A 19,611-nucleotide genomic window follows, 5' to 3' on the forward strand; every position below is an offset into this window, starting at 1 on the left:
CGTTGAATGCACTGACGCCTTCGCGAGCAAGCCCGCTCCCACAGTTGGAATGCATTCCAACTGTGGGAGCGGGCTTGCTCGCGAAGAACGATAACGCGGTATTACTAATCAACACTGCGGGGCAGTTGCAGGGTCACCCGCAACCCCCCCTCACGCAAATTCTGCAAACTCACTTCACCCCCATGACTATGGGCAATATTGCGCGCAATCCCCAACCCCAACCCATACCCCTGCTGCTGCCCGGCCAGACGAAAGTGCGGCTCGAACACCTGCTCCAGTCGCTGCTCGGGAACCCCTGGCCCTTCATCATCGACATGCAGGACAAACGCGCTGTCGTCGTCATCGATGTGCAGGTGGGCGTTCTGGCCGTACTTCAGGGCGTTGTCGATCAGGTTGCCGATGCAACGCTTGAGCGCCAGTGGTTTGCCCGGATAGGCCGCCAGGGCGCGGCCTTGCTGGGTCACGCGGCCGTTACCATTGGGTGACAGGTACGGTTCGACCAGGCACTCGAGCACATGGTTGAGGTCGACCTGCTCGATGTTCTCGTGGATGTCGGTGTCTTTCACACATTGCAGTGCGCCCTTGACCAGCAGCTCCAGCTCATCCAGGTCACGCCCGAACTTGGCTTGCAGCTGTTCGTCTTCGAGCAATTCGACCCGCAGGCGCAAACGGGTGATCGGGGTGCGCAAGTCGTGGGAAATCGCGCTGAACAACTGGCTGCGTTCGGTCAGGTAACGGCTGATGCGCTCGCGCATGGTGTTGAAGGCGCGGCCGACTTCGACCACTTCACTGCCGCCGCCTTCGGCCACCGGCTCGACGTCGGCGCCCAGCGACAAATCCCGCGCCGCCCGCGCCAGGCGCTTGAGCGGCCGGCTTTGCCAGTGCACCAACAGGCCGATGAACAACAGCAGGAAGCCGCTGGTGAGGACGATGAACCACACCTGCTGCGCCGGCAGGCCTTGTTCTTCAAGACTGGTGTAGGGCTCAGGCAACAGCGAGGCGATGTACAGCCATTCGCCCGGCGCCATCTGGATCTGCGTGACCAGCACCGGCGGGTTCACCGGCTCCAGGGTCAGCGCGTAGTGCGCCCAGGAACGTGGCAGTTCGTCGAGCTTGAGACCAGCGTTGAAGATGCGCAGGTCTTCGGGGCTGACAAAGGTTACCGAGATGTCGGTGTCCTGCCCGAGGGACTGGCGTAGCACCTGGTCCACCGCCTTGATCACCGCTTCCTTGCGGGGCGTGATCGGCAACACTTCCATGCCCAGGGGTTTGTCATTGAGCGTCACCACGAACCGCGTACCGCCCATGCTGCGCAGCTGGTCGAGCACCAGCGGGCGATAGGCCACCGGCAACGAGCGCAGGTAACTGACGCTGGCGTTCATCGAGTGAGCGAGGCTGCGCGCGCTGGTGACCAGGCCTTCCAGCTGGGTCGCACGTAACTGGGAAACCCAGATCACGCTCGACAAGGTCTGGGCAAACAACACCGCGAGTAACGTCAGCAACAACATGCGCCCGAGCAGCGAGCGTGGCACCGGCACGCGGCCGGCGAGCTTACGCAAAAAATCAGTGACCATTGGCGGCAACCACACTGGCTGCCAGCTGATAGCCGCTACCCCGTACGGTGCGAATCAGCCGCGGTGGTTTTTCCGTATCGCGCAGACGCTGGCGCAGACGACTGACCGCCATGTCGACGATGCGGTCCAGGGGCATCAGATCCCGGCCACGGGTGGCGTTGCCGATGGTGTCGCGGTCGAGGATTTCCTGGGGGTGATCGAGGAACAGCTTCAACAGGGCGAAATCGGCACCGGACAGAATCACCTCTTCGCCATCGATGTGGAACAGGCGATGACTGACCATGTCCAGGCGCCAGTCATCGAAGGCCAGCACTTCGTTGCCGGAGCGCTCCTGGCCGAACTGGGCCCGGCGCAGCAAGGCCTTGATGCGTGCCTGCAATTCCCGGGGGCTGAAGGGCTTGCCCAGGTAGTCGTCGGCCCCCAGCTCCAGGCCGATGACCCGGTCGGCCTCGTCGGAGCTGGCGGTGAGCATGATGATCGGCACCTGTGACTGACGCGGGTGCTGGCGAATCCAGCGGCACAGGCTGAAACCGTCTTCGTCCGGCAGCATCACGTCGAGGATCACCAGGTCGCTGGGGGCGTCGTTGAGGGCCTGGCGAAAGCCGGCGCCATCGGGCGTGGTACGCACCTGGAAACCCGCGCGGGTCAGGTAGGTGTCCAGCAACTCGCGTATCTCTTGATCGTCATCGACCAACAAAATCGACTTGTTGACTGAGCTCACAGGAAGGCGTCCTTGTTATTTGAATTGGGCGGATTATGCCTTAAGCACCATTTCTACAAACACCACAGAAACAATTGTGGGAGCGGGCTTGCTCGCGAAAGCGGTGTGTCAGTCAACGAATGTGTTGAATGTAAAACCGTTTTCGCGAGCAAGCCCGCTCCCACATTTTTGATCGCATTTCACACTGGGACAGATTGTTCCAGTGCTACCCCTGCCCCCATCAACCCGGAATATGGCGCCGTCACCAGCCACACCGGAATCCCCTTGAAGTAATCGCTCATGCAACCCTTGTCGGCAAAGCATCGAGCGAAGCCGCTTTCGAGGAAGAAATCGGCGAAGCGCGGGATCACCCCGCCAACGATGAACACACCACCACGCGCACCGGTGGTCAGCACATTGTTGCCGGCCACGCGACCGAGCCAGCTGCAGAATTGTTCGAGCACTTCCAGGGCAATCGGATCGCCCGCCAACCCGGCAGCCGTAATCGCCTCCGGGGTTTCGAGTACCGGCGTGTGACCGTCCACCGCACAGATCGCCCGATAAACTCGGGGTAAGCCGCCGCCACTCAACGCCGTTTCAGCGCTGACATGGCCGATCTCGTTGAAGATGTGCTGCCACAGTTGAGTCTCGCGCGGACTGCTCAGCGGCAGATCGACGTGACCGCCCTCCCCCGGCAACGCGGCAAAACGCCCGTCGCCCAGATCGAGCAACGTGCCAACGCCCAGCCCCGTACCCGGGCCAATCACCACCGCCGGGCGCAACGGCTCCGGCGTGCCTTCGCACACCACGCGAAATTCGCCGGGTTGCAGGCGGGTCATGCCCAGGGCCATGGCCGAGAAATCGTTGACCAGCAGCAGCTGATCGACCTGCAAGGTCTTGCAGAAACCCTTGCGGCTCAAACGCCAGTGATTGTTGGTGAATTTGAATTCGTCGCCGCTCACGGGGCCTGCCACCGACAGGCATACCGAGCCGATGGAACCCGGCGCCAAGCCGAGTCCGCTCAGGTAGAGGCTGATCGCCTCTTCCGGGCTGGCGTGATCGGCCGTCGCCAGCACCTGGACGCTTTCCAATTGCTGGTTTTTCCACAACGCGAAACGTGCGTTGGTGCCTCCGATGTCACCGACCAAAGCCAGTTTCAATTAAGCGTCTCCAGGGCAGAAGTGAAGGCGCTGGCCCCCTGCTCCGCCGAGCTGAAGGCCATGCGCATGAAACCAAACAGTTCGCGACCGGTGCCGATGTTGTTGCCCAACAAACCCTTGGCTGGTGTGCGCGCTGCAAATTCTTCGGCGTCCACCTTAAGCTCCAGGGTGCCTTTGACGCCATCGACGCGGATGATATCGCCCTCTTGCACCCGTGCCAAAGCGCCGCCCACATAAGCTTCAGGGCTGACATGGATGGCCGCCGGGATTTTCCCCGAGGCACCGGACATGCGCCCGTCGGTCACCAGGGCCACCTTGAAGCCGCGATCCTGCAGCACGCCAAGGAACGGCGTCATCTTGTGCAGTTCCGGCATGCCGTTGGAACGCGGGCCCTGGAAGCGCATCACCGCGACAAAATCCTTCTCCAGCAAACCGGCCTTGAACGCATCGGCCAGGTCCTGCTGATCCTGGAACACCATGGCGGGCGCTTCGACGATCTGGTTTTCCAACGCCACCGCGGAAACTTTCATGACGCCGCGACCGAGGTTGCCTTCCATCACCCGCAGACCACCTTCCGGCGAGAATGCGCGGGCGACCGGACGCAGGATGCTTTCATCGAGGCTTTCGGTAATGCCTTCGCGCCAGACCAGTTCGCCGTTGTCGAGGAACGGCTCCATGGTGTAACGGCGCAGGCCGTGACCGAGCACGGTGTTGACGTTTTCGTGGAGCAGCCCGGCGTCCAGCAGTTCGCGAATCAGGAACGACATGCCGCCTGCGGCCTGGAAGTGGTTGATGTCGGCCTTGCCGTTCGGGTAGACGTGGCTCAGGGTCGGCACCACCTCGGAGAGGTCGGCCATGTCCTGCCAGGTCAGCTGGATGCCCGCCGCCATGGCGATCGCCGGCATGTGCAAGGTGTGGTTGGTCGAGCCGCCGGTGGCGTGCAGGGCGACGATGGAGTTGACCAGCGAACGCTCGTCGACGATTTCACCGATCGGCAGGTAGTCGCCGTTCTGCTTGGTGATGCGCGTCACCTGGTGCGCCGCTTCGCGGGTCAGGGCGTCGCGCAACGGTGTGTTCGGGTTGACGAAGGAAGCGCCCGGCAAGTGCAGGCCCATGACTTCCATCAACAGCTGGTTGGTGTTGGCGGTGCCGTAGAAGGTGCAGGTGCCGGGGCTGTGGTAGGAGTTCATTTCCGACTCCAGCAGCTCTTCGCGGCTGGCCTTGCCTTCGGCGTAGCGCTGGCGCACGTCGGCTTTCTGCTTGTTGGAAATACCCGACACCATCGGCCCACCCGGGACGAAGATCATCGGCAGGTGGCCGAAGCGCAGCGCGCCCATCATCAGGCCCGGGACGATCTTGTCGCAGATGCCGAGCATCAGCGCGCCATCGAACATGTTGTGGGACAGCGCCACGGCGGTGGACAGCGCGATGACTTCGCGGCTCGGCAGGCTCAGCTCCATGCCCGGCTCGCCCTGGGTCACGCCATCGCACATGGCCGGGGTACCGCCGGCGAACTGGCCGACGGAGCCGATTTCGCGCAGGGCCTTCTTGATCAGTTCGGGGAAGACTTCGTACGGCTGGTGCGCCGAGAGCATGTCGTTATATGACGAAACAATTGCGATGTTGGCGGAGTTCATCATCCGCAGGCTGTTCTTGTCGTCGCTGCCGCAACCGGCCACGCCGTGGGCGAAGTTGGCGCATTGCAGCTTGCCGCGCATAGGACCGTCGCTGGCGGCATCGCGAATCAGTGCAAGGTAAGCCTCACGCGTGGCGCGACTGCGGGCGATAAGCCGTTCGGTGACCTCAAGGACGCGGGGATGCATGTGTAGAACTCCAGGCTAACGGATGTTGCGACCTGATTGTCTATGCTGATCAAAGGCCGGTGTCGATGGGATGACAGACGGTTTTCTTGATCGGTTGGACCAGTTGATTCAGGTCACTCGTTGTAGATTGAATAAAATATTGCCATTAAAAAGGCTTGTTTTCTATTTTTTTGCGAATAATCTTGTAATTCCAACAACAAAACGACGGCGGCGCTGATAAATGACTCTACGAATCGCAATCAATGGTTTTGGCCGCATTGGTCGTAACGTCCTTCGAGCACTCTATACCCAAGGCTATCGCCAGGATTTGCAGATCGTCGCCATCAACGACCTGGGAGACAGCGCTATCAATGCGCACTTGCTCAAGTACGACACGGTTCACGGCACGTTCGAAGCCGATGTCCAGCATGACCAGGAAAGTCTGACCGTCAACGGCGACCGCATTTCGGTCAGCGCCATTCGCAATCCGGCCGACCTGCCCTGGGCTGCGGAAAAGATCGATGTGGTGTTCGAATGCACCGGTCTGTTCACCGACCGCGCCAAAGCCGCCGCGCATATTACGGCCGGCGCACGCAAAGTGATCATCTCGGCCCCGGCCGCAGGCGCCGACGCCACCGTGGTATATGGAGTCAACCACGACATTCTGCGCCAGTCGCACCAGATTATTTCCAACGCCTCGTGCACCACCAACTGCCTGGCCCCGGTGGCTCAGGTACTGCACCGCGAACTGGGCATCGAAAGCGGCCTGATGACCACCATCCATGCCTACACCAACGACCAGAACCTGACCGACGTCTACCACAGCGACCCGTACCGCGCCCGTTCGGCCACCCAGAACATGATCCCGAGCAAGACCGGTGCTGCCGAAGCGGTCGGCCTGGTGCTGCCGGAACTGGCGGGCAAACTGACCGGCATGGCCGTGCGCGTGCCGGTGATCAACGTCTCCCTGGTCGACCTGACCGTGCAGCTCAAGCGCGAAGCGTCGAAGGAAGAAGTCAACGAACTGCTCAAGCAAGCCAGCCAGCACTCGAAAATCCTCGGCTACAACACCTTGCCGCTGGTCTCCAGCGACTTCAACCACAACCCGCTGTCGTCGATCTTCGACGCCAACCACACCAAGTCCAGTGGCAAGTTGCTCAAGGTGCTGGCCTGGTACGACAACGAATGGGGCTTCTCCAACCGCATGCTCGATAACTGCCTGGCGCTATGCCACGCCGAATAATTCGGCGCCTGCATGATCGCCATCGCCAGCAAGCCGGCTCCTACAGGAATCGCATACGACGCGCCTTGTAGGAGCCGGCTTGCTGGCGATGGCGTCCTCAGAATCACCCTCGCAAATCGCCTGTGGAACACTCCATGATCGGTATCAGCTTCACCCAAAAATCCATCGCCGCGCGCAAGCGCATCGCCCTGGTTGCCCACGACCACTGCAAGGTGTTTTTGCTCGATTGGGCGGCACGTCAGAAAGACCGCCTGGCCCAACATGAACTGGTCGCCACCGGCACCACCGGGTTGTTGTTGCAACAACGCCTGGACCTGCCCGTGGAGAGCATGATCAGCGGCCCCCTGGGCGGTGACCAACAGCTCGGCGCGCGCATCGCCGAGCAGCGGGTCGACATGCTGGTGTTCTTCTGGGACCCGTTCGAACCACAGCCACACGACCCCGACATCAAGGCATTGCTGCGGGTCGCGGCGGTCTGGAACATCCCGGTGGCATGCAACGAATGCAGCGCCGACTACCTGCTCAGCAGCCCGCTGATGGATCAGGCACACGCCCATCGGATTCCCGATTACGCGACGTATTTGCAGGGTCGTGCGTAAACCTTCACAAATCAGGACTTGACCATTCAAGTAGATGATAAGCATTATCATTCGCTTAAAATGGATCAGGTCCTCCCGTGAGTCAATCGCGCTTCAACGACGTCTTCATCACCCAGCGAGTCTCCCTGCTGCGCACGCTGGAGCGGATGGTCAACAATCACAGCACCGCCGAAGACCTCCTGCAGGAGACCTACCTGCGCGTGACCCGGGCGCTCGGCGAGCGGGCCATCGATCACCTCGAACCCTTCGTTTTCCAGACCGCCCGCAACCTGGCGCTGGACCACCTGCGTGCGCGGCGCATCCACTCGCGCACCATGGTCGACGACGTGCCACTGGAGGTGGTGGAAAGCGTCGCCGCCCCCGCCAGCAGTGCCGAAGACGCCGCCCATGCCGAACAACTGCTCGAGCGTTTGAACGTGCGCCTCAGTCAACTCAGTGCCCGCCAGCAGCAAATTTTCATCCTCAGCCGCCTGCACGGCCACAGCTACCTGGAGATCGCCGAGAAACTCGGCGTCTCGCTCAGTACCGTGCAGAAAGAGCTGAAACTGATCATGACGATATGTATGGCTGTCGCAGAGAACAGCAGCGGCAAGCTTTAAGCTGCAAGCTCCACCGCCGAACCGAGCTTGCAGCATGTAGCTTGAAGCTTGAAACTGCATCTCTCAACCTTCCGAGTAAACACCGTGACGGACACCCACCGCGCCCCTTCGCCTGCCCCGGCGCAGGCTACAGCCGAGGCGATGGACCAGGCCCTGGACTGGCTGATTGTGCTGGACAGCCCGAGCGAAGAGCAGACCCGCCAGTTCCACCAATGGCTCGCCGCCGATCCGGCGCACGCCGAGGCGTTCGCCAGGGCCCAGGCGATCTGGAACGGTGCACCCGTCACACAATGCGCGCAAACCCTGGCAACGCAGCCCACAAAAGTCAGCGTGCTGTCGCGCCTGCGTCCGCACTGGAAACCCCTGGCCACGGCCGCCGTGCTGATCCTCGGTTTGTTCAGTTTCAGCAATCTGCCCATGCGCCTGCAGGCCGATCACCTGACCGTGGTCGGTGAGCGCCAGCGCCTGCAACTGGAGGACGGCTCGCAAGTCCTGCTCAACACCAACTCGGCCTTTTCCAGCACCATCAACGATCAGAAGCGCGTGGCCCGCCTGTATCAGGGCGAGGCGTTTTTCGACGTGCAGCCCCATCGCGGCCTGCCGCTGGAAATCGACGCCGGGCGAGTTACGGCGAGTGTCCGCGATACCGCGTTTGCCGTGCGTTACCTCGACGGAGTGACCCAGGTTCGGGTGCAGCGAGGGGATGTCGACTTGCGCGCCAGCGGCGACAACGCCCTGGTACGCCTGACCGCTGGGGAAAGCATCCGCATCGGCCCCAACGGTTTCGACCGCCCGGCCAAACTGGATGCAGCCACCGACCTGGCCTGGGTCCAGGGCCGCCTGGTATTTGAAAACTGCCCGCTGAGCCAGGTGCTGGCGGAATTGCGTCGCTACTATCCGGGCTGGATCATCAACAACAACGAGCAGTTGGCTGATGTCGCCGTGACCGGAAACTACCGTCTCGACCAGCCGCTGGACGTGGTCCGCTCCCTGGCGCACATCACATCGGCCCGGCTCCAGGAATTCCCGGCACTGGTCATCTTGAACTGAATGAGAATTATTTTTACTCGATAGCCGAAGCTCGTACGTCTCGTTATAGCCAATGCAATTGATTCGCATCCTTGATGCCAATCAGCACCTATAAAGATTCGTGCGACACGGAGCGCTATCGATGTCCTCTCGCCTTACCCGCCCAGCCTCTTCACCTTCCCGCGTACTGTCGCTGCTGACCGCCGCCATCCTGATGGCCGGTACTGCGCCGGTCATGGCCGCCACTGCAGCCGAGCAGCCGTCGCGCAAAATGGGCGATTACGCGTTCACCATTGCGCCACAGCCGCTGGTCTCGGCACTCAATGCCTTTACCGCCGTGACAGGCTGGCAGGTGGGCTTTTCCGCCGAACTGGCGCAAGGCATGAGCTCGCCGGGCGTGCGTGGCTCGCTGCCGCCGGAAAAAGCCCTGGATCGCCTGTTGGTGGGGACCAACCTGAGCTATCGAAAACTGGGCAGCAACAACATCGTGCTGGAACGCCGCAGCAATGCTGGCACCCTGAACCTGCAACAGGTGACGATCAGCGCCACGCGTAACGAGCAGGACGTGAACAGCGTCCCCAGCACCGTCACCGTCCACACCCGTGAAGAGCTGGACCGCAACAACGTCAACACCATCAAGGACCTGGTGCGCTACGAGCCAGGCGTTTCGGTGGGCGGTGCCGGTACCCGTGGCGGGATCAGCGGCTACAACATCCGCGGCATCGACGGTAACCGAGTTCTGACCCAGATCGACGGTGTCGAGATTCCCAACGGTTTCTTCAACGGTCCTTACGCCAAGACCCAGCGCAACTACGTCGACCCCGAGATCATCAAGCGCGTGGAAATCCTTCGCGGTCCGGCTTCGGTGCTCTACGGCAGCAACGCCATCGGTGGTGCCGTCAGCTACTACACCCTGGACCCGGACGACATCATCAAGCCAGGCCAGGACGTCGGTGCCCGCCTGAAGACCGGCTACAGCTCCGCGGACGAAAGCTGGCTGAAATCCGCCACCGTGGCCGGTCGCGCCGACCAGTTCGACGGCCTGCTGCACTACAGCCAGCGCGACGGTCATGAAACCGAATCCTACGGCAGCAACAACAGCACCGGCCTGACCCGCACCGCCGCCAACCCTGAAGATGTGCGCGCCACCAACGTGCTGGCCAAGCTCGGCTGGAACTACAAGGACGATGCACGCCTGGGCCTGACCTACGAGAAATACAAGGACGATCGCGACACCGATCAGAAAAGCGCCTATGGCGGTCCTTACTTTGCAGGCGCGCCGACCATTCCCGACAGCATCCTGCCCGGCGGCATGTACCAGTCGCGTACCGGCAACGACACCATTACCCGTGAACGCTTCGGCCTGGAGCACAGCTTCGCGCTCGACAGCCTGTTGGTGGATAACGTCAAGTGGAGCCTGAACCACCAGATCGCCAAGACCGACCAGAGCACTGACGAGGTCTACTTCCCGATCACCCGCAAGGTGTTGCGTACCCGGGACACGGTCTACGAAGAAAAGCAGTGGGTCTTCGACGCTCAATTTGAGAAGGGCTTCAGCATTGCCGACACCGAACACCTTCTGACCTACGGCACTACCCTCAAGCAGCAGAAAGTCACCGGCTCACGCAGCGGCAACGCCACCTGCCTGGCGGTCGGTCGCGGCTGCACCGCCATCGGTGCTCCCAGCCCGGCGGACGTGCTGAAGAAATCCAGCGACTTCCCGGACCCGACCATCAACACCTACAGCCTGTTCGCACAGGACCAGATCAGCTGGAACGACTGGACCTTCCTGCCCGGCCTGCGCTACGACTACACCGAACTCAAGCCGGACATCACCCAGGAGTTCCTCAACACCGTGGACCCGGACGGCCTTGGTACCGTCAGCGACGGCAACAAGACCTGGCACAAAGTCTCGCCCAAATTCGGCCTGACCTATGCCCTGACGGAAAACTACACCTGGTATGGCCAGTACGCCGAAGGGTTCCGCACCCCGACCGCCAAGGCGCTGTACGGGCGCTTTGAAAACTCCGCTACCGGCTACCGGGTGGAACCGAACCCGGACCTGGACCCGGAAAAAAGCCAGAGCTACGAGACCGGCCTGCGGGGCAACTTCGAGCAGGGCTCCTTCGATGTGGCGGTGTTCTATAACAAGTACCGCGACTTCATCAACGAAGACGCGGTCACCCCGGGCTACGACGAACCGACCTTCCAGAGCGCCAACATCAAGCACGCCACCATCAAGGGTGCGGAGGTCAAGGGCCGCCTGAACCTCGACGCCTTTGGCGCCCCCCAAGGCCTCTATACCCAGGGCTCGGTGGCCTACGCCTACGGTCGCAACAACGACAACGGCGAGCCGATCAACAGTGTCAATCCACTGACCGGCGTGTTCGGCCTCGGTTATGACCAGGACCATTACGGCGGCCTGCTCAGCTGGACTCTGGTGAAAAAGAAGGACCGCGTCGACGACAGCAACTTCAAGTCTCCGGACGGCGTCAGCAGCCAGTTCAAGACCCCGGGCTTCGGCATTCTCGACCTGAGCGCCTACTACAAGGTCACCGACGACGTGACCGTCAGCGGCGGCGTCTACAACCTGACCGACAAGAAGTACTGGCTGTGGGATGACGTGCGTGGCTACGACAACGTCGGCGAAGCGTCGGTGACGCAACCGGCCAACCTCGATCGCCTGACTCAGCCTGGACGCAACTTCGCGATCAATCTGGTCTGGGACATCTGAACCTGTGCACACCGGGCGGCGCTCTGATAGCCGCCCGGTGAGGATTTTTTACTGTCACACGCCTGCTCATTCGTCTCGTTACCAAGCGCCTCTTCTTTTCAAGGATTTGCCATGACCACCCAGGACACCGCCCAACGCCCCACCCTGCGCTCGCAACGCTTGAACCAGGTCACCAACGAGCCCCACAGCAAGCTCGATGCACTGGTCAAAGCCCACGCACCCTTTGAAACCCAGGCCAACTTCGCCCGTTTTGTGGTGGCGCAATACCTGTTCCAATCGGAGCTGGTGGCGCTGTACAACGATGCCGAACTGACAGCCATCGTCCCGGACCTGCCGGCCCGATGCCGTGCCGATGCAGCCAAGGCCGACCTGGCAGACCTCGACACCGAAGTTCCGGCGCCCGTGGCCGGTGCGCTGCAAAACCCGAGCAAGGCCCAGGCCCTGGGCTGGCTTTTCGTCTCCGAAGGCTCGAAGCTGGGCGCAGCGTTCCTGATCAAGCGTGCCGTGGGCCTAGGCCTGAGCGAAACCTTCGGCGCCCGCCACCTTGGCGAACCTGAAGGTGGCCGCGCGCAAGGCTGGAAAAATTTCGTCAAGACCCTCGATGAACTGAAACTCAGCGCAGAGGAAGAAGCCGAACTGGACAAAGGCGCCATCGACGCCTTCAACCGCTTCACGGTATTGCTGGAACAAGCGTACGCCAGCACCCCGGAAATCGCCTGACACCCCACCCCTCCCCTGTGGGAGCGGGCTTGCTCGCGAAGGCGTCGTGTCAGTGATATCAATGTCGCCTGACACACCGCCTTCGCGAGCAAGCCCGCTCCCACAGGGGACCGAGTCAGTCCAAAGAATTCTGATCAAGCGCCCCATGCCTGCCTCCTCCAAACTCGCCCGCTTCCTCTTCGGCCTGCTGGCCTACGTCAGCCTCGGCATCGGTCTGGTCGCCATTGTCATACCCGGCCTGCCGACCACCGAATTCATCCTGCTGGCCGCCTGGGCTGCCACCCGAAGCTCACCGCGCCTGAGTGCCTGGCTGGAAAACCATCGGCTGTTCGGGCCCATTCTCAGTAACTGGCGCAACGGCAAAATCATTGCGCGCCGGGCCAAGGTCAGCGCCACTGTCAGCATGCTGTTCTGTGCCGGGCTCATGCTGGTGATGCTCGATCATGGCTGGCCGATCTACCTGGCGATTGCCGGCATGAGCCTGGGCAACCTGTGGATCTGGTCGCGACCGGAATCACTGGCATAACGCCGACAAACTTCCCCGTTTTTCACCGGCTTTTCGGCACATTCCCCCGCGCAAACGTTCAAACATGACCGTTCGTCGGCAGCCCACTCATGCAATCTGTACCCCCCGCCGATGTGCTGGAATGGCGCTAAATGGATTTGGCGTGTCGAGCCGCCATGGCTCACAGCCAACCTCTCATCCATTCGCGAGCTCGCCCCATGTTCGACTCACTGTCCATCCGCCTGAAAATCGTCCTGCTGTCCGGTCTGTGCCTGCTTGGCGTGGTCGCAGCGATCGTGGGCATGAATTTCTACCAGACCAATCAGAACGATGAACTGGTCAGCGCTTCCAGCAGCACAATGCTCACCGACAGCGTGCAGGACCTGCTCCAGGCCAAGGCCGCCGAGCAAGCGGTGCGGGTGCAGAAGACGTTCGGTGAAACCCTGACGGTGGTGACCGCCCTGGCGGACCAGATCAAGGATCTGCGCACCATGGCAGCCAAGCGTTCGCTGGACGCCGGCACCCTGCGCGAGGAGCTCAACCAGAGCCTGAAGACCGCCTTCGAGCGCAACGGCAAGGTGCTGGGGATCTGGCTGGCGTTCGAGCCCAATGGCCTGGATGGCAAGGACAGCGAATTCGTCGGAGACGCCGCCCGCCAGTCCAACGAAATCGGTCGTTTCGCCTCTTACTGGAGCCGTAGCGCAGGGACCGCACTCAACACGATCATGGTCGAAGAAGACATGACCAAGACCACCCTGAACCTCAGCGGCACACCCTACAACGTGTGGTACACCTGCCCCCGGGACAGCAAGCGTACCTGCCTGCTGGACCCGTACGCCGACACCGTCGCGGACAAGGAAGTGTTGATGACCACCATTTCCCTGCCGCTGCTGGTGGACGGCAAGGTCATCGGCGTCGTCGGTATCGACATCGCCCTCGACACCCTGCAGGCCGCGGCCGTCGACTCCCAGCGCGAGCTGTTCAACAACGCCGGACACATGCTGATCGTCTCCGGCACCGGCGTGCTCGCCGCCTACAGTGTCGACGCTGGCAAGGTCGGCAAAAGCATCGGCGACACCCTGGGCGCAGAGGGTAAGGACATCCAGCAATCGCTGGCCGGCGGTGCGCCGAAGATTCTTCAACAAGGCGACCTGATCCGCGCGGTGTACCCGGTCAGCCCGATTGCCGACGCCAAGCCCTGGGGCGTGGTGATCGACTTGCCAAAGCAAGTGCTGCTGGCCGACTCGGTGAAGTTGCAAGCAGTGCTCGACGATGCCCAGCAAAGCGGCACGCTCAAGGCGATCATGGTCGCCGTCGTTGCCGGCCTGCTCGGCCTGCTGCTGATGTGGCTGACCGCGTCAGGCGTGACCCGGCCGATCAACAGCGTGGCCGAGATGCTCAAGGCGATTGCCAGTGGCGACGGCGACCTGACCCAGCGCCTGCATTACAGCAAGAAGGATGAACTAGGCGAACTGGTCAGCTGGTTCAACCGCTTCCTCGACAAGCTGCAGCCGACCATCGCGCAGATCAAGCAGAGCATTACCGATGCCCGCGGCACCGCCGACCAGTCTTCGGAAATCGCCCGCCAGACCAGCGAAGGCATGCAGGTGCAATTTCGCGAAATCGACCAGGTCGCCACCGCCTCCAATGAAATGAGCGCCACCGCCCACGACGTCGCCAACAGCGCATCGAACGCCGCCAGTGCGGCAAAGGGCGCCGATCAGTCGGCCCGCGATGGCATGCAGATCATCGAGCGCAGCACCCGCGACATCAATCAACTGGCCGACGAAGTCAGCAAGGCCGTGACTGAAGTCGAGGCATTGGCGGTCAACAGCGAGCAGATCGGCTCGGTACTGGAGGTGATCCGCAGCATCGCCGAACAGACCAACCTGCTGGCACTCAACGCGGCGATCGAAGCCGCCCGTGCAGGCGAAAGCGGTCGCGGCTTTGCGGTGGTCGCCGACGAAGTGCGCAACCTGGCCAAGCGCACCCAGGACTCGGTGGAAGAGATTCGCCTGGTGATCGAGCGCATCCAGAGCGGCACCCGCGGCGTGGTCGCCACCATGCACTCGAGCCAGACCCAGGCCCACAGCAACGCCGGGCAGATCCAGCAAGCGGTCCAGGCCTTGGGCAAGATCAGCGACGCGGTCACGGTGATCAGCGACATGAACCTGCAGATCGCCAGCGCCGCCGAACAGCAAAGTGCCGTGGCCGAAGAGGTCAACCGCAACGTCTCGGCGATCCGTACCGTCACCGAAACCCTGACCGGCCAGGCCACCGAATCGGCGCAGATCAGCAGCCAGCTCAATGCCCTGACCACCCAGCAGATGAAACTGATGGATCAGTTCCGGGTGTGATCCTTACCTGTAGGAGCTGCCGAAGGCTGCGATCTTTTGATTTTTCAAGATCAAAAGATCGCAGCCTTCGGCAGCTCCTACGGGGTTTTCATCAGCTCTGAGGTTTTTTTGTTTTATGCTCGGGCTCTCGTTCCGGAGAGCCCTTCGATGACTGATCTACTCACGTCCATTCAAGCCGAACTCGGCTTGCCGCTCACCTGCATCGCATTCACCTCCAGCGGCGCCCTGCCCTCGGCGTTCGCCGTCACCGACCTGGCGTGCGCCAGCATCGCCGCCGCCGGCCAGGCAGTCAGCGAATTGCTGCACCAGCAAACCGGACGCTTGCCCGGCCTTGAGGTCGACCGGCGCCTGGCCTCCTTCTGGTTTTCCAGTTCGATCCGCCCGCTGGGCTGGAAGGTCCCGCCACTGTGGGACCCGATTGCTGGCGACTACCCCACGAAGGACGGCTGGATTCGTCTGCACACCAATGCGCCCCATCACCGCGCCGCCGCTGAAGCCGTGCTGGGCGCTTGCATCGACCGCAAGTCGATGGCAGCTAAAGTGGCGCAATGGGCCAGGACTGACCTGGAACAGGCCGTGGTCGATGCCGGTGGCTGTGCCGCCGAAATGCGCACGTGGGAACAGTGGCAGGCCCATCCGCAAGGGCTCGCGGTCAACGCCGAACCGCTGGTTCAGTTCAGCGCCGGCCACACTCCGCAGAACACAATCTGGCAAGGTTCGGTGGCGCGCCCCTTGGCCGGAATCAAGGTGCTGGACCTGACCCGCGTACTCGCAGGCCCGGTCGCCAGCCGCTTTCTCGCGGGCCTTGGCGCCGATGTATTGCGCATCGACCCACCCTCCTGGAACGAGCCGGGCGTGGTGCCGGAGATGACGCTGGGCAAGCGTTGTGCACGCCTGGATCTGCACGACCAAACCGATCGCCAGGTATTCGAAAGCCTGCTCAAGGACGCCGACATCGTGCTCCACGGTTACCGCGCCGATGCCCTGGAGCGCCTGGGGTATGGTGCCGCCGAACGACAGCAGCGGATCCCCGGCCTGATCGACGTTTGCCTCAACGCCTACGGCTGGAGCGGTCCGTGGCAGAACCGTCGCGGCTTCGACAGCCTGGTGCAGATGAGCAGCGGCATCGCGCACGCGGGCATGCTCAGCCAGCAGGCGGACAAACCGACGCCCTTGCCACTGCAGGCGCTCGATCACGCCACCGGGTATCTGATGGCGGCCAGTGCGATCCGCTTGTTGGCAGAACGCTTGAACAACGGCCTGGGTGGTTCGGCGCGGCTGTCGTTGGCGCGTACGGCGAAGCTGTTGATCGACCAGGGTCCCGGTAGCGCCGAGCCATTGCGGGCTGAAGACGAACAGGATCAGGGCATGCTGGTCGAACAGACGCCATGGGGCCCGGCACATCGCCTGCATGTGCCGCTGAAGATCACCGGGACGCCCGTGCAGTGGACGCTTGCAGCGTCTGAACTGGGTTCCCATCGGGCGCAGTGGTAACCCCATGAAATTCGACCTCGCCTATTGCCTCGGCCTCGAGGAAAAACTGTCGATCTATGACGTGCGCGACCTGAATTTCGACGAGTCGATGGCGTTCGATTCCGCACAGGAACATTTCCAGTGCCCCAACGATGCCTGTCGCCTGGCGTTTGATGCGGCGAACGGTTTGGGCACGTTCAACGCCAAAAACGTCAACTACGTGCGCACGCCGCACTTCAAGAATCTGCCGAGTACGCGGCATGTCGCGGGTTGTCCTTATGCAAGCCTGAAAACCCCGGCTTCGGTCGGCGAGGAAACGGATGACAGTCGCGAGGAACATTTCCCGTCGGAATTGTTACTCAGTCGGCGAGAGTATGTGCGCAAGCCGTCGCACCCGACGGTGGCTGCCGATCTGCAAGGAGCTGAGCCAGCAGCGGCATCGACGATCAGCAGCGTCGAGCAATCCGGCCGCGAGTCGGCGCCGGACAAGACCAGTGTCTTCGCCCATCCGGTGGAATGTTTCGTGTCGAACTTCGAGGACAAGGCGCTGCTCAAGCGCATGCCGCTGAAGATTGGCCAGCACACCGCGCCCTATGCCTCGTTTTTCAAGAAGATCGAGTACCTGCAAGACAACCCGGGACTGATTTACTGGGGCAGGATCAAGCAGATCAAGGACTACACCCAGAGCTTTCGCATCGACTTCGAAAAGAAGGTCTGGTTCGAGAAGACGCCCTACTCGGTCAACGTTTACCTGAACAAGAAGCTGATCGACAGCTACCGCAAACGCAAGGCGTTCCTGGAGGAAATCAAGCACGCCATCGAGAGCGGGAAGCCATTGTATTGCTTCTTTTATGGCGTCCAGCCTGCGTTGCGGCAGGTGCCCAGCAAGAAAAACCCCGAGCAGACGTTCGGGGTGTTCAGCGCCAACATCGAGAATCTGGATCACTTTATCGTACGCGAGGCACCACTTTTGGATGAGTCATCCAAGCCATAAAGGCAGTGACCTTCCGTCTGGCCATGGGGGTATGAAACAGAAAAATCGAAAAATGCGTTTGATCCGGATCGAAAACAACTGTACAAAAACACAGTATATTTAAAACCAGTACTCTCGAGCCCGGAGAACACCCATGGCCTCTCAAGCGATGAAAATCACCCTGGAACGTATCGCCCTCTTCCAATTCACCCCGGCCCACTGCGCCCAGGCCCGAGCGATGCTGGGCTGGAGCGTGGAAGTCTTGTCCCGCGAAGCCGGGGTTTCGGTGCAGGCCATCGAGCGCTTCGAGGCGCGGCAGGAGGTGCTGGATGTCACTCGTCTGGCCTTGGCATACAGGCTTGAAGCTGAGGGGCTGGTGTTTTTCCCGGGGTTTGCGCCGGGTAGAGGGATGAACGTGAAAGGCCCTACGCCGAATCCGGTGGCGCGGGCGGATTTTGCGATGGTTGAATGAGGTCGCAGCGCCATCACTTGCGCTACGACCAGACGTGCATGGAACTGAAACTAGGGCCTGAATGCAGGTATTGGCCGCGCATGGGAGGCTTGTTCATAGCCATACGCCAATGCCAGGAGGCTGGCTTCGCTCCAGCGTGCACCGAAGAATAATGCCGACGTGGGCAGCCCGTCTTCATCCGCTCCGGTAGGCACCATGATGCTGGGGTAGCCAGCCAGCGGAACGACATTCAACCCCGGTGAGCCGACATCGAGCACCACGGCATCCAGTTGGTGCTGCACCAGGACGTCATCGATGGCGGCGGCGTTTTCACTCTGGATGGTCTGCCACAGTTGCTCGTAGGTAAGTGGGTCAAACACCAGGTTGTTGGCCGCGATCAACACGCTTTGCCCATGGTCTTCGACCCCAGGTATGCGTTGATTGAAACGGACAAGGTCTTCCAGGCTCTTGATGGGCAGGCCGGTGCGTTGCGCGAGGTATTCAGGCAGGTGTCGTTTGATTCCCATGGACAGGGCCTCCTCCACCTGCGCCGACTGCGGGTCTTTGAGCTCAATGGGTATCAATTTTGCGCCGGCGGCCTGCATGACTTCCAGCGCCCGGGAAAACTGAGGATCGCTCTGCGCGGCCTCGCCGCTCACATCGAACTTGAGTGGGTAACCGAGGCGTCGCCCCACCAGCGAACCAGGTCGCAGCAATGCCGTGTAGTCCACGCCATCGAGGGCTCGGGGTTTACTGACCGGATCGGCGGCGTCATTGCCCGTCATGGCGTTGAGCAGCAGTGCCGCATCGCGAACGCTGCGAGCCATCGGCCCAGGGGTGTCGAGTTTGTGTGTCACAGCGACAATGCCACTGCGACTCAACAACCCCACGGTGGGCTTGACCCCCACCACCCCATTGAGCGATGCCGGACAGATAATCGAGCCGGCGGTTTCCGTCCCTACGCTCAAGGGTGCAAAACCTGCGGCCACTGCCGCACCGGACCCGGAGCTTGAACCGCAGGGCGTCTGGCTTAACAGATGCGGGTTCCTGGTTTGCCCGCCTCGGCCACTCCAGCCGTCGGGGACCGCGGGGTCACGAAAGTTTGCCCACTCGCTGAGGTTGGTCTTGCCCAGAATGATCGCGCCTGCGGCCCTTAGCCGTTGCACGATAAAGGCATCCTCGGCGGCGGGTTGCCCGATCATGGCCAATGATCCGGCGCTGGTCTGCATCTGGTCAGACGTATCGATGTTGTCTTTCAACAACAGCGGAATACCGTGCATGGGGCCGCGAACATGCCCGCGTTCTCGCTCCCGATCCAGCGACCTGGCAATCGCCAGCGCATCGGGGTTGAGCTCGATGATCGAATTGATCGTGGGTCCGTTTTTATCGAGCCTGTCGATGCGTTGTTGCAGGTGTTGCACCAGCGCCTCGGCACTCAGCTGGCCGCGCTGCATTTCCTTGCTGATTTCATCGACACTCAAGTACTCCAATGGTTGTGCGTTGGCGTAGCTTGCGATCGAAAGCAGAACGATCTGGGTCAGCCGCGTCATGCAGCCTCTTATCCTTACATCCATGTGAATGACATCCTTGTGGTAGCGAGTGAATGAGTTCACTCGCTTTCCAGCCTACAGACATGGCCGGAAATGTCCGTCATCACTTGCCCACGGGTCACATAGGAAAACTCGCCTTGAC

At 61.6% G+C, this 19,611-nt stretch carries 16 protein-coding genes and 1 pseudogene; 12 read left to right on the top strand and 5 right to left on the bottom strand.

Annotated elements, in window-relative coordinates; translation table 11 throughout:
• Positions 1 to 104 precede the first annotated feature (104 nt).
• The 4 genes from SOP95_RS12175 to edd form a co-directional block, all read right to left on the bottom strand.
• Complete coding sequence (locus SOP95_RS12175; protein ID WP_323607242.1) at positions 105 to 1,574, bottom strand: ATP-binding protein; 1,470 nt, start codon at positions 1,572 to 1,574, stop codon at positions 105 to 107.
• Positions 1,564 to 2,295, bottom strand: coding sequence for a response regulator (locus tag SOP95_RS12180; protein ID WP_274073380.1), 732 nt, complete (start codon positions 2,293 to 2,295; stop codon positions 1,564 to 1,566). The genes SOP95_RS12175 and SOP95_RS12180 overlap by 11 nt, the downstream gene beginning before the upstream one ends.
• 179 nt (positions 2,296 to 2,474) lie before the next feature.
• Positions 2,475 to 3,434, bottom strand: a complete 960-nt coding sequence (locus SOP95_RS12185) for a glucokinase (protein WP_274073379.1) — start codon at positions 3,432 to 3,434, stop codon at positions 2,475 to 2,477.
• Positions 3,431 to 5,257: a phosphogluconate dehydratase gene (gene edd, locus SOP95_RS12190; RefSeq protein WP_008056761.1), complete on the bottom strand. Its 1,827-nt coding sequence runs from the start codon at positions 5,255 to 5,257 to the stop codon at positions 3,431 to 3,433. The genes SOP95_RS12185 and edd overlap by 4 nt, the downstream gene beginning before the upstream one ends.
• A gap of 220 nt (positions 5,258 to 5,477) precedes the next feature.
• Between edd and gap the strand changes: the two genes are divergently transcribed.
• The 12 genes and pseudogenes from gap to SOP95_RS12245 all read left to right on the top strand — a co-directional run bounded on the left by gap (position 5,478) and on the right by SOP95_RS12245 (position 17,940).
• Positions 5,478 to 6,479: a type I glyceraldehyde-3-phosphate dehydrogenase gene (gene gap / locus SOP95_RS12195; protein WP_323607243.1), complete on the top strand. Its 1,002-nt coding sequence runs from the start codon at positions 5,478 to 5,480 to the stop codon at positions 6,477 to 6,479.
• Positions 6,480 to 6,613: 134 nt separating this feature from the next.
• Positions 6,614 to 7,078 carry a methylglyoxal synthase gene (locus SOP95_RS12200; RefSeq protein WP_323607244.1) on the top strand — a complete coding sequence of 155 codons (465 nt, stop codon included), beginning with the start codon at positions 6,614 to 6,616 and terminating at the stop codon, positions 7,076 to 7,078.
• Positions 7,079 to 7,155: 77 nt separating this feature from the next.
• Positions 7,156 to 7,677, top strand: a complete 522-nt coding sequence (locus SOP95_RS12205) for an RNA polymerase sigma factor (RefSeq protein ID WP_274073376.1) — start codon at positions 7,156 to 7,158, stop codon at positions 7,675 to 7,677.
• Between the two features lie 84 nt (positions 7,678 to 7,761).
• Positions 7,762 to 8,727, top strand: a complete 966-nt coding sequence (locus tag SOP95_RS12210; RefSeq protein ID WP_323607245.1) for a FecR family protein — start codon at positions 7,762 to 7,764, stop codon at positions 8,725 to 8,727.
• A gap of 121 nt (positions 8,728 to 8,848) precedes the next feature.
• Entirely contained in the window at positions 8,849 to 11,440 is a 2,592-nt protein-coding gene (locus SOP95_RS12215) for a TonB-dependent receptor (RefSeq protein ID WP_323607246.1), read from the top strand.
• Positions 11,441 to 11,551: 111 nt separating this feature from the next.
• Positions 11,552 to 12,160, top strand: a complete 609-nt coding sequence (locus SOP95_RS12220) for a biliverdin-producing heme oxygenase (protein ID WP_323607247.1) — start codon at positions 11,552 to 11,554, stop codon at positions 12,158 to 12,160.
• A 145-nt stretch (positions 12,161 to 12,305) separates the two neighbouring features.
• The gene (locus tag SOP95_RS12225) at positions 12,306 to 12,686 is read left to right on the top strand and encodes a YbaN family protein (RefSeq protein ID WP_323607248.1); all 381 of its coding nucleotides are present in this window, start codon (positions 12,306 to 12,308) and stop codon (positions 12,684 to 12,686) included.
• 470 nt (positions 12,687 to 13,156) lie between these two features.
• Positions 13,157 to 14,164 (top strand): annotated as a pseudogene (locus SOP95_RS32140) (PDC sensor domain-containing protein); the annotation flags it as partial.
• A 102-nt stretch (positions 14,165 to 14,266) separates the two neighbouring features.
• Entirely contained in the window at positions 14,267 to 15,022 is a 756-nt protein-coding gene (locus SOP95_RS32145; RefSeq protein ID WP_408601063.1) for a methyl-accepting chemotaxis protein, read from the top strand.
• A gap of 147 nt (positions 15,023 to 15,169) precedes the next feature.
• The gene (locus SOP95_RS12235) at positions 15,170 to 16,516 is read left to right on the top strand and encodes a CoA transferase (protein WP_323607250.1); all 1,347 of its coding nucleotides are present in this window, start codon (positions 15,170 to 15,172) and stop codon (positions 16,514 to 16,516) included.
• Positions 16,517 to 16,520: 4 nt separating this feature from the next.
• Positions 16,521 to 17,489 carry a hypothetical protein gene (locus tag SOP95_RS12240; protein WP_323607251.1) on the top strand — a complete coding sequence of 323 codons (969 nt, stop codon included), beginning with the start codon at positions 16,521 to 16,523 and terminating at the stop codon, positions 17,487 to 17,489.
• A 133-nt stretch (positions 17,490 to 17,622) separates the two neighbouring features.
• The gene (locus SOP95_RS12245) at positions 17,623 to 17,940 is read left to right on the top strand and encodes a helix-turn-helix transcriptional regulator (protein WP_323607252.1); all 318 of its coding nucleotides are present in this window, start codon (positions 17,623 to 17,625) and stop codon (positions 17,938 to 17,940) included.
• 50 nt (positions 17,941 to 17,990) lie between these two features.
• Here the strand turns inward: SOP95_RS12245 and SOP95_RS12250 are convergent, their stop codons facing one another.
• Positions 17,991 to 19,469, bottom strand: a complete 1,479-nt coding sequence (locus SOP95_RS12250; RefSeq protein ID WP_323607253.1) for an amidase family protein — start codon at positions 19,467 to 19,469, stop codon at positions 17,991 to 17,993.
• Positions 19,470 to 19,611: the final 142 nt, after the last annotated feature.

Origin of the sequence: Pseudomonas sp. YuFO8 (genome assembly GCF_035065025.1) — a bacterium.
Taxonomy (GTDB): domain Bacteria; phylum Pseudomonadota; class Gammaproteobacteria; order Pseudomonadales; family Pseudomonadaceae; genus Aquipseudomonas; species Aquipseudomonas putida_AE.

Bases quoted from the DNA above. Each gene is read 5' to 3' on its own strand.
- SOP95_RS12175 (WP_323607242.1), bottom strand. From the start codon at position 1,574: ATGGTCACTGATTTTTTGCGTAAGCTCGCCGGCCGCGTGCCGGTGCCA.
- edd (WP_008056761.1), bottom strand. From the start codon at position 5,257: ATGCATCCCCGCGTCCTTGAGGTCACCGAACGGCTTATCGCCCGCAGT.
- gap (WP_323607243.1), top strand. From the start codon at position 5,478: ATGACTCTACGAATCGCAATCAATGGTTTTGGCCGCATTGGTCGTAAC.
- SOP95_RS12200 (WP_323607244.1), top strand. From the start codon at position 6,614: ATGATCGGTATCAGCTTCACCCAAAAATCCATCGCCGCGCGCAAGCGC.
- SOP95_RS12215 (WP_323607246.1), top strand. From the start codon at position 8,849: ATGTCCTCTCGCCTTACCCGCCCAGCCTCTTCACCTTCCCGCGTACTG.
- SOP95_RS12220 (WP_323607247.1), top strand. From the start codon at position 11,552: ATGACCACCCAGGACACCGCCCAACGCCCCACCCTGCGCTCGCAACGC.
- SOP95_RS12225 (WP_323607248.1), top strand. From the start codon at position 12,306: ATGCCTGCCTCCTCCAAACTCGCCCGCTTCCTCTTCGGCCTGCTGGCC.
- SOP95_RS32145 (WP_408601063.1), top strand. From the start codon at position 14,267: ATGCAGGTGCAATTTCGCGAAATCGACCAGGTCGCCACCGCCTCCAAT.
- SOP95_RS12235 (WP_323607250.1), top strand. From the start codon at position 15,170: ATGACTGATCTACTCACGTCCATTCAAGCCGAACTCGGCTTGCCGCTC.
- SOP95_RS12240 (WP_323607251.1), top strand. From the start codon at position 16,521: ATGAAATTCGACCTCGCCTATTGCCTCGGCCTCGAGGAAAAACTGTCG.
- SOP95_RS12245 (WP_323607252.1), top strand. From the start codon at position 17,623: ATGGCCTCTCAAGCGATGAAAATCACCCTGGAACGTATCGCCCTCTTC.
- SOP95_RS12250 (WP_323607253.1), bottom strand. From the start codon at position 19,469: ATGACGCGGCTGACCCAGATCGTTCTGCTTTCGATCGCAAGCTACGCC.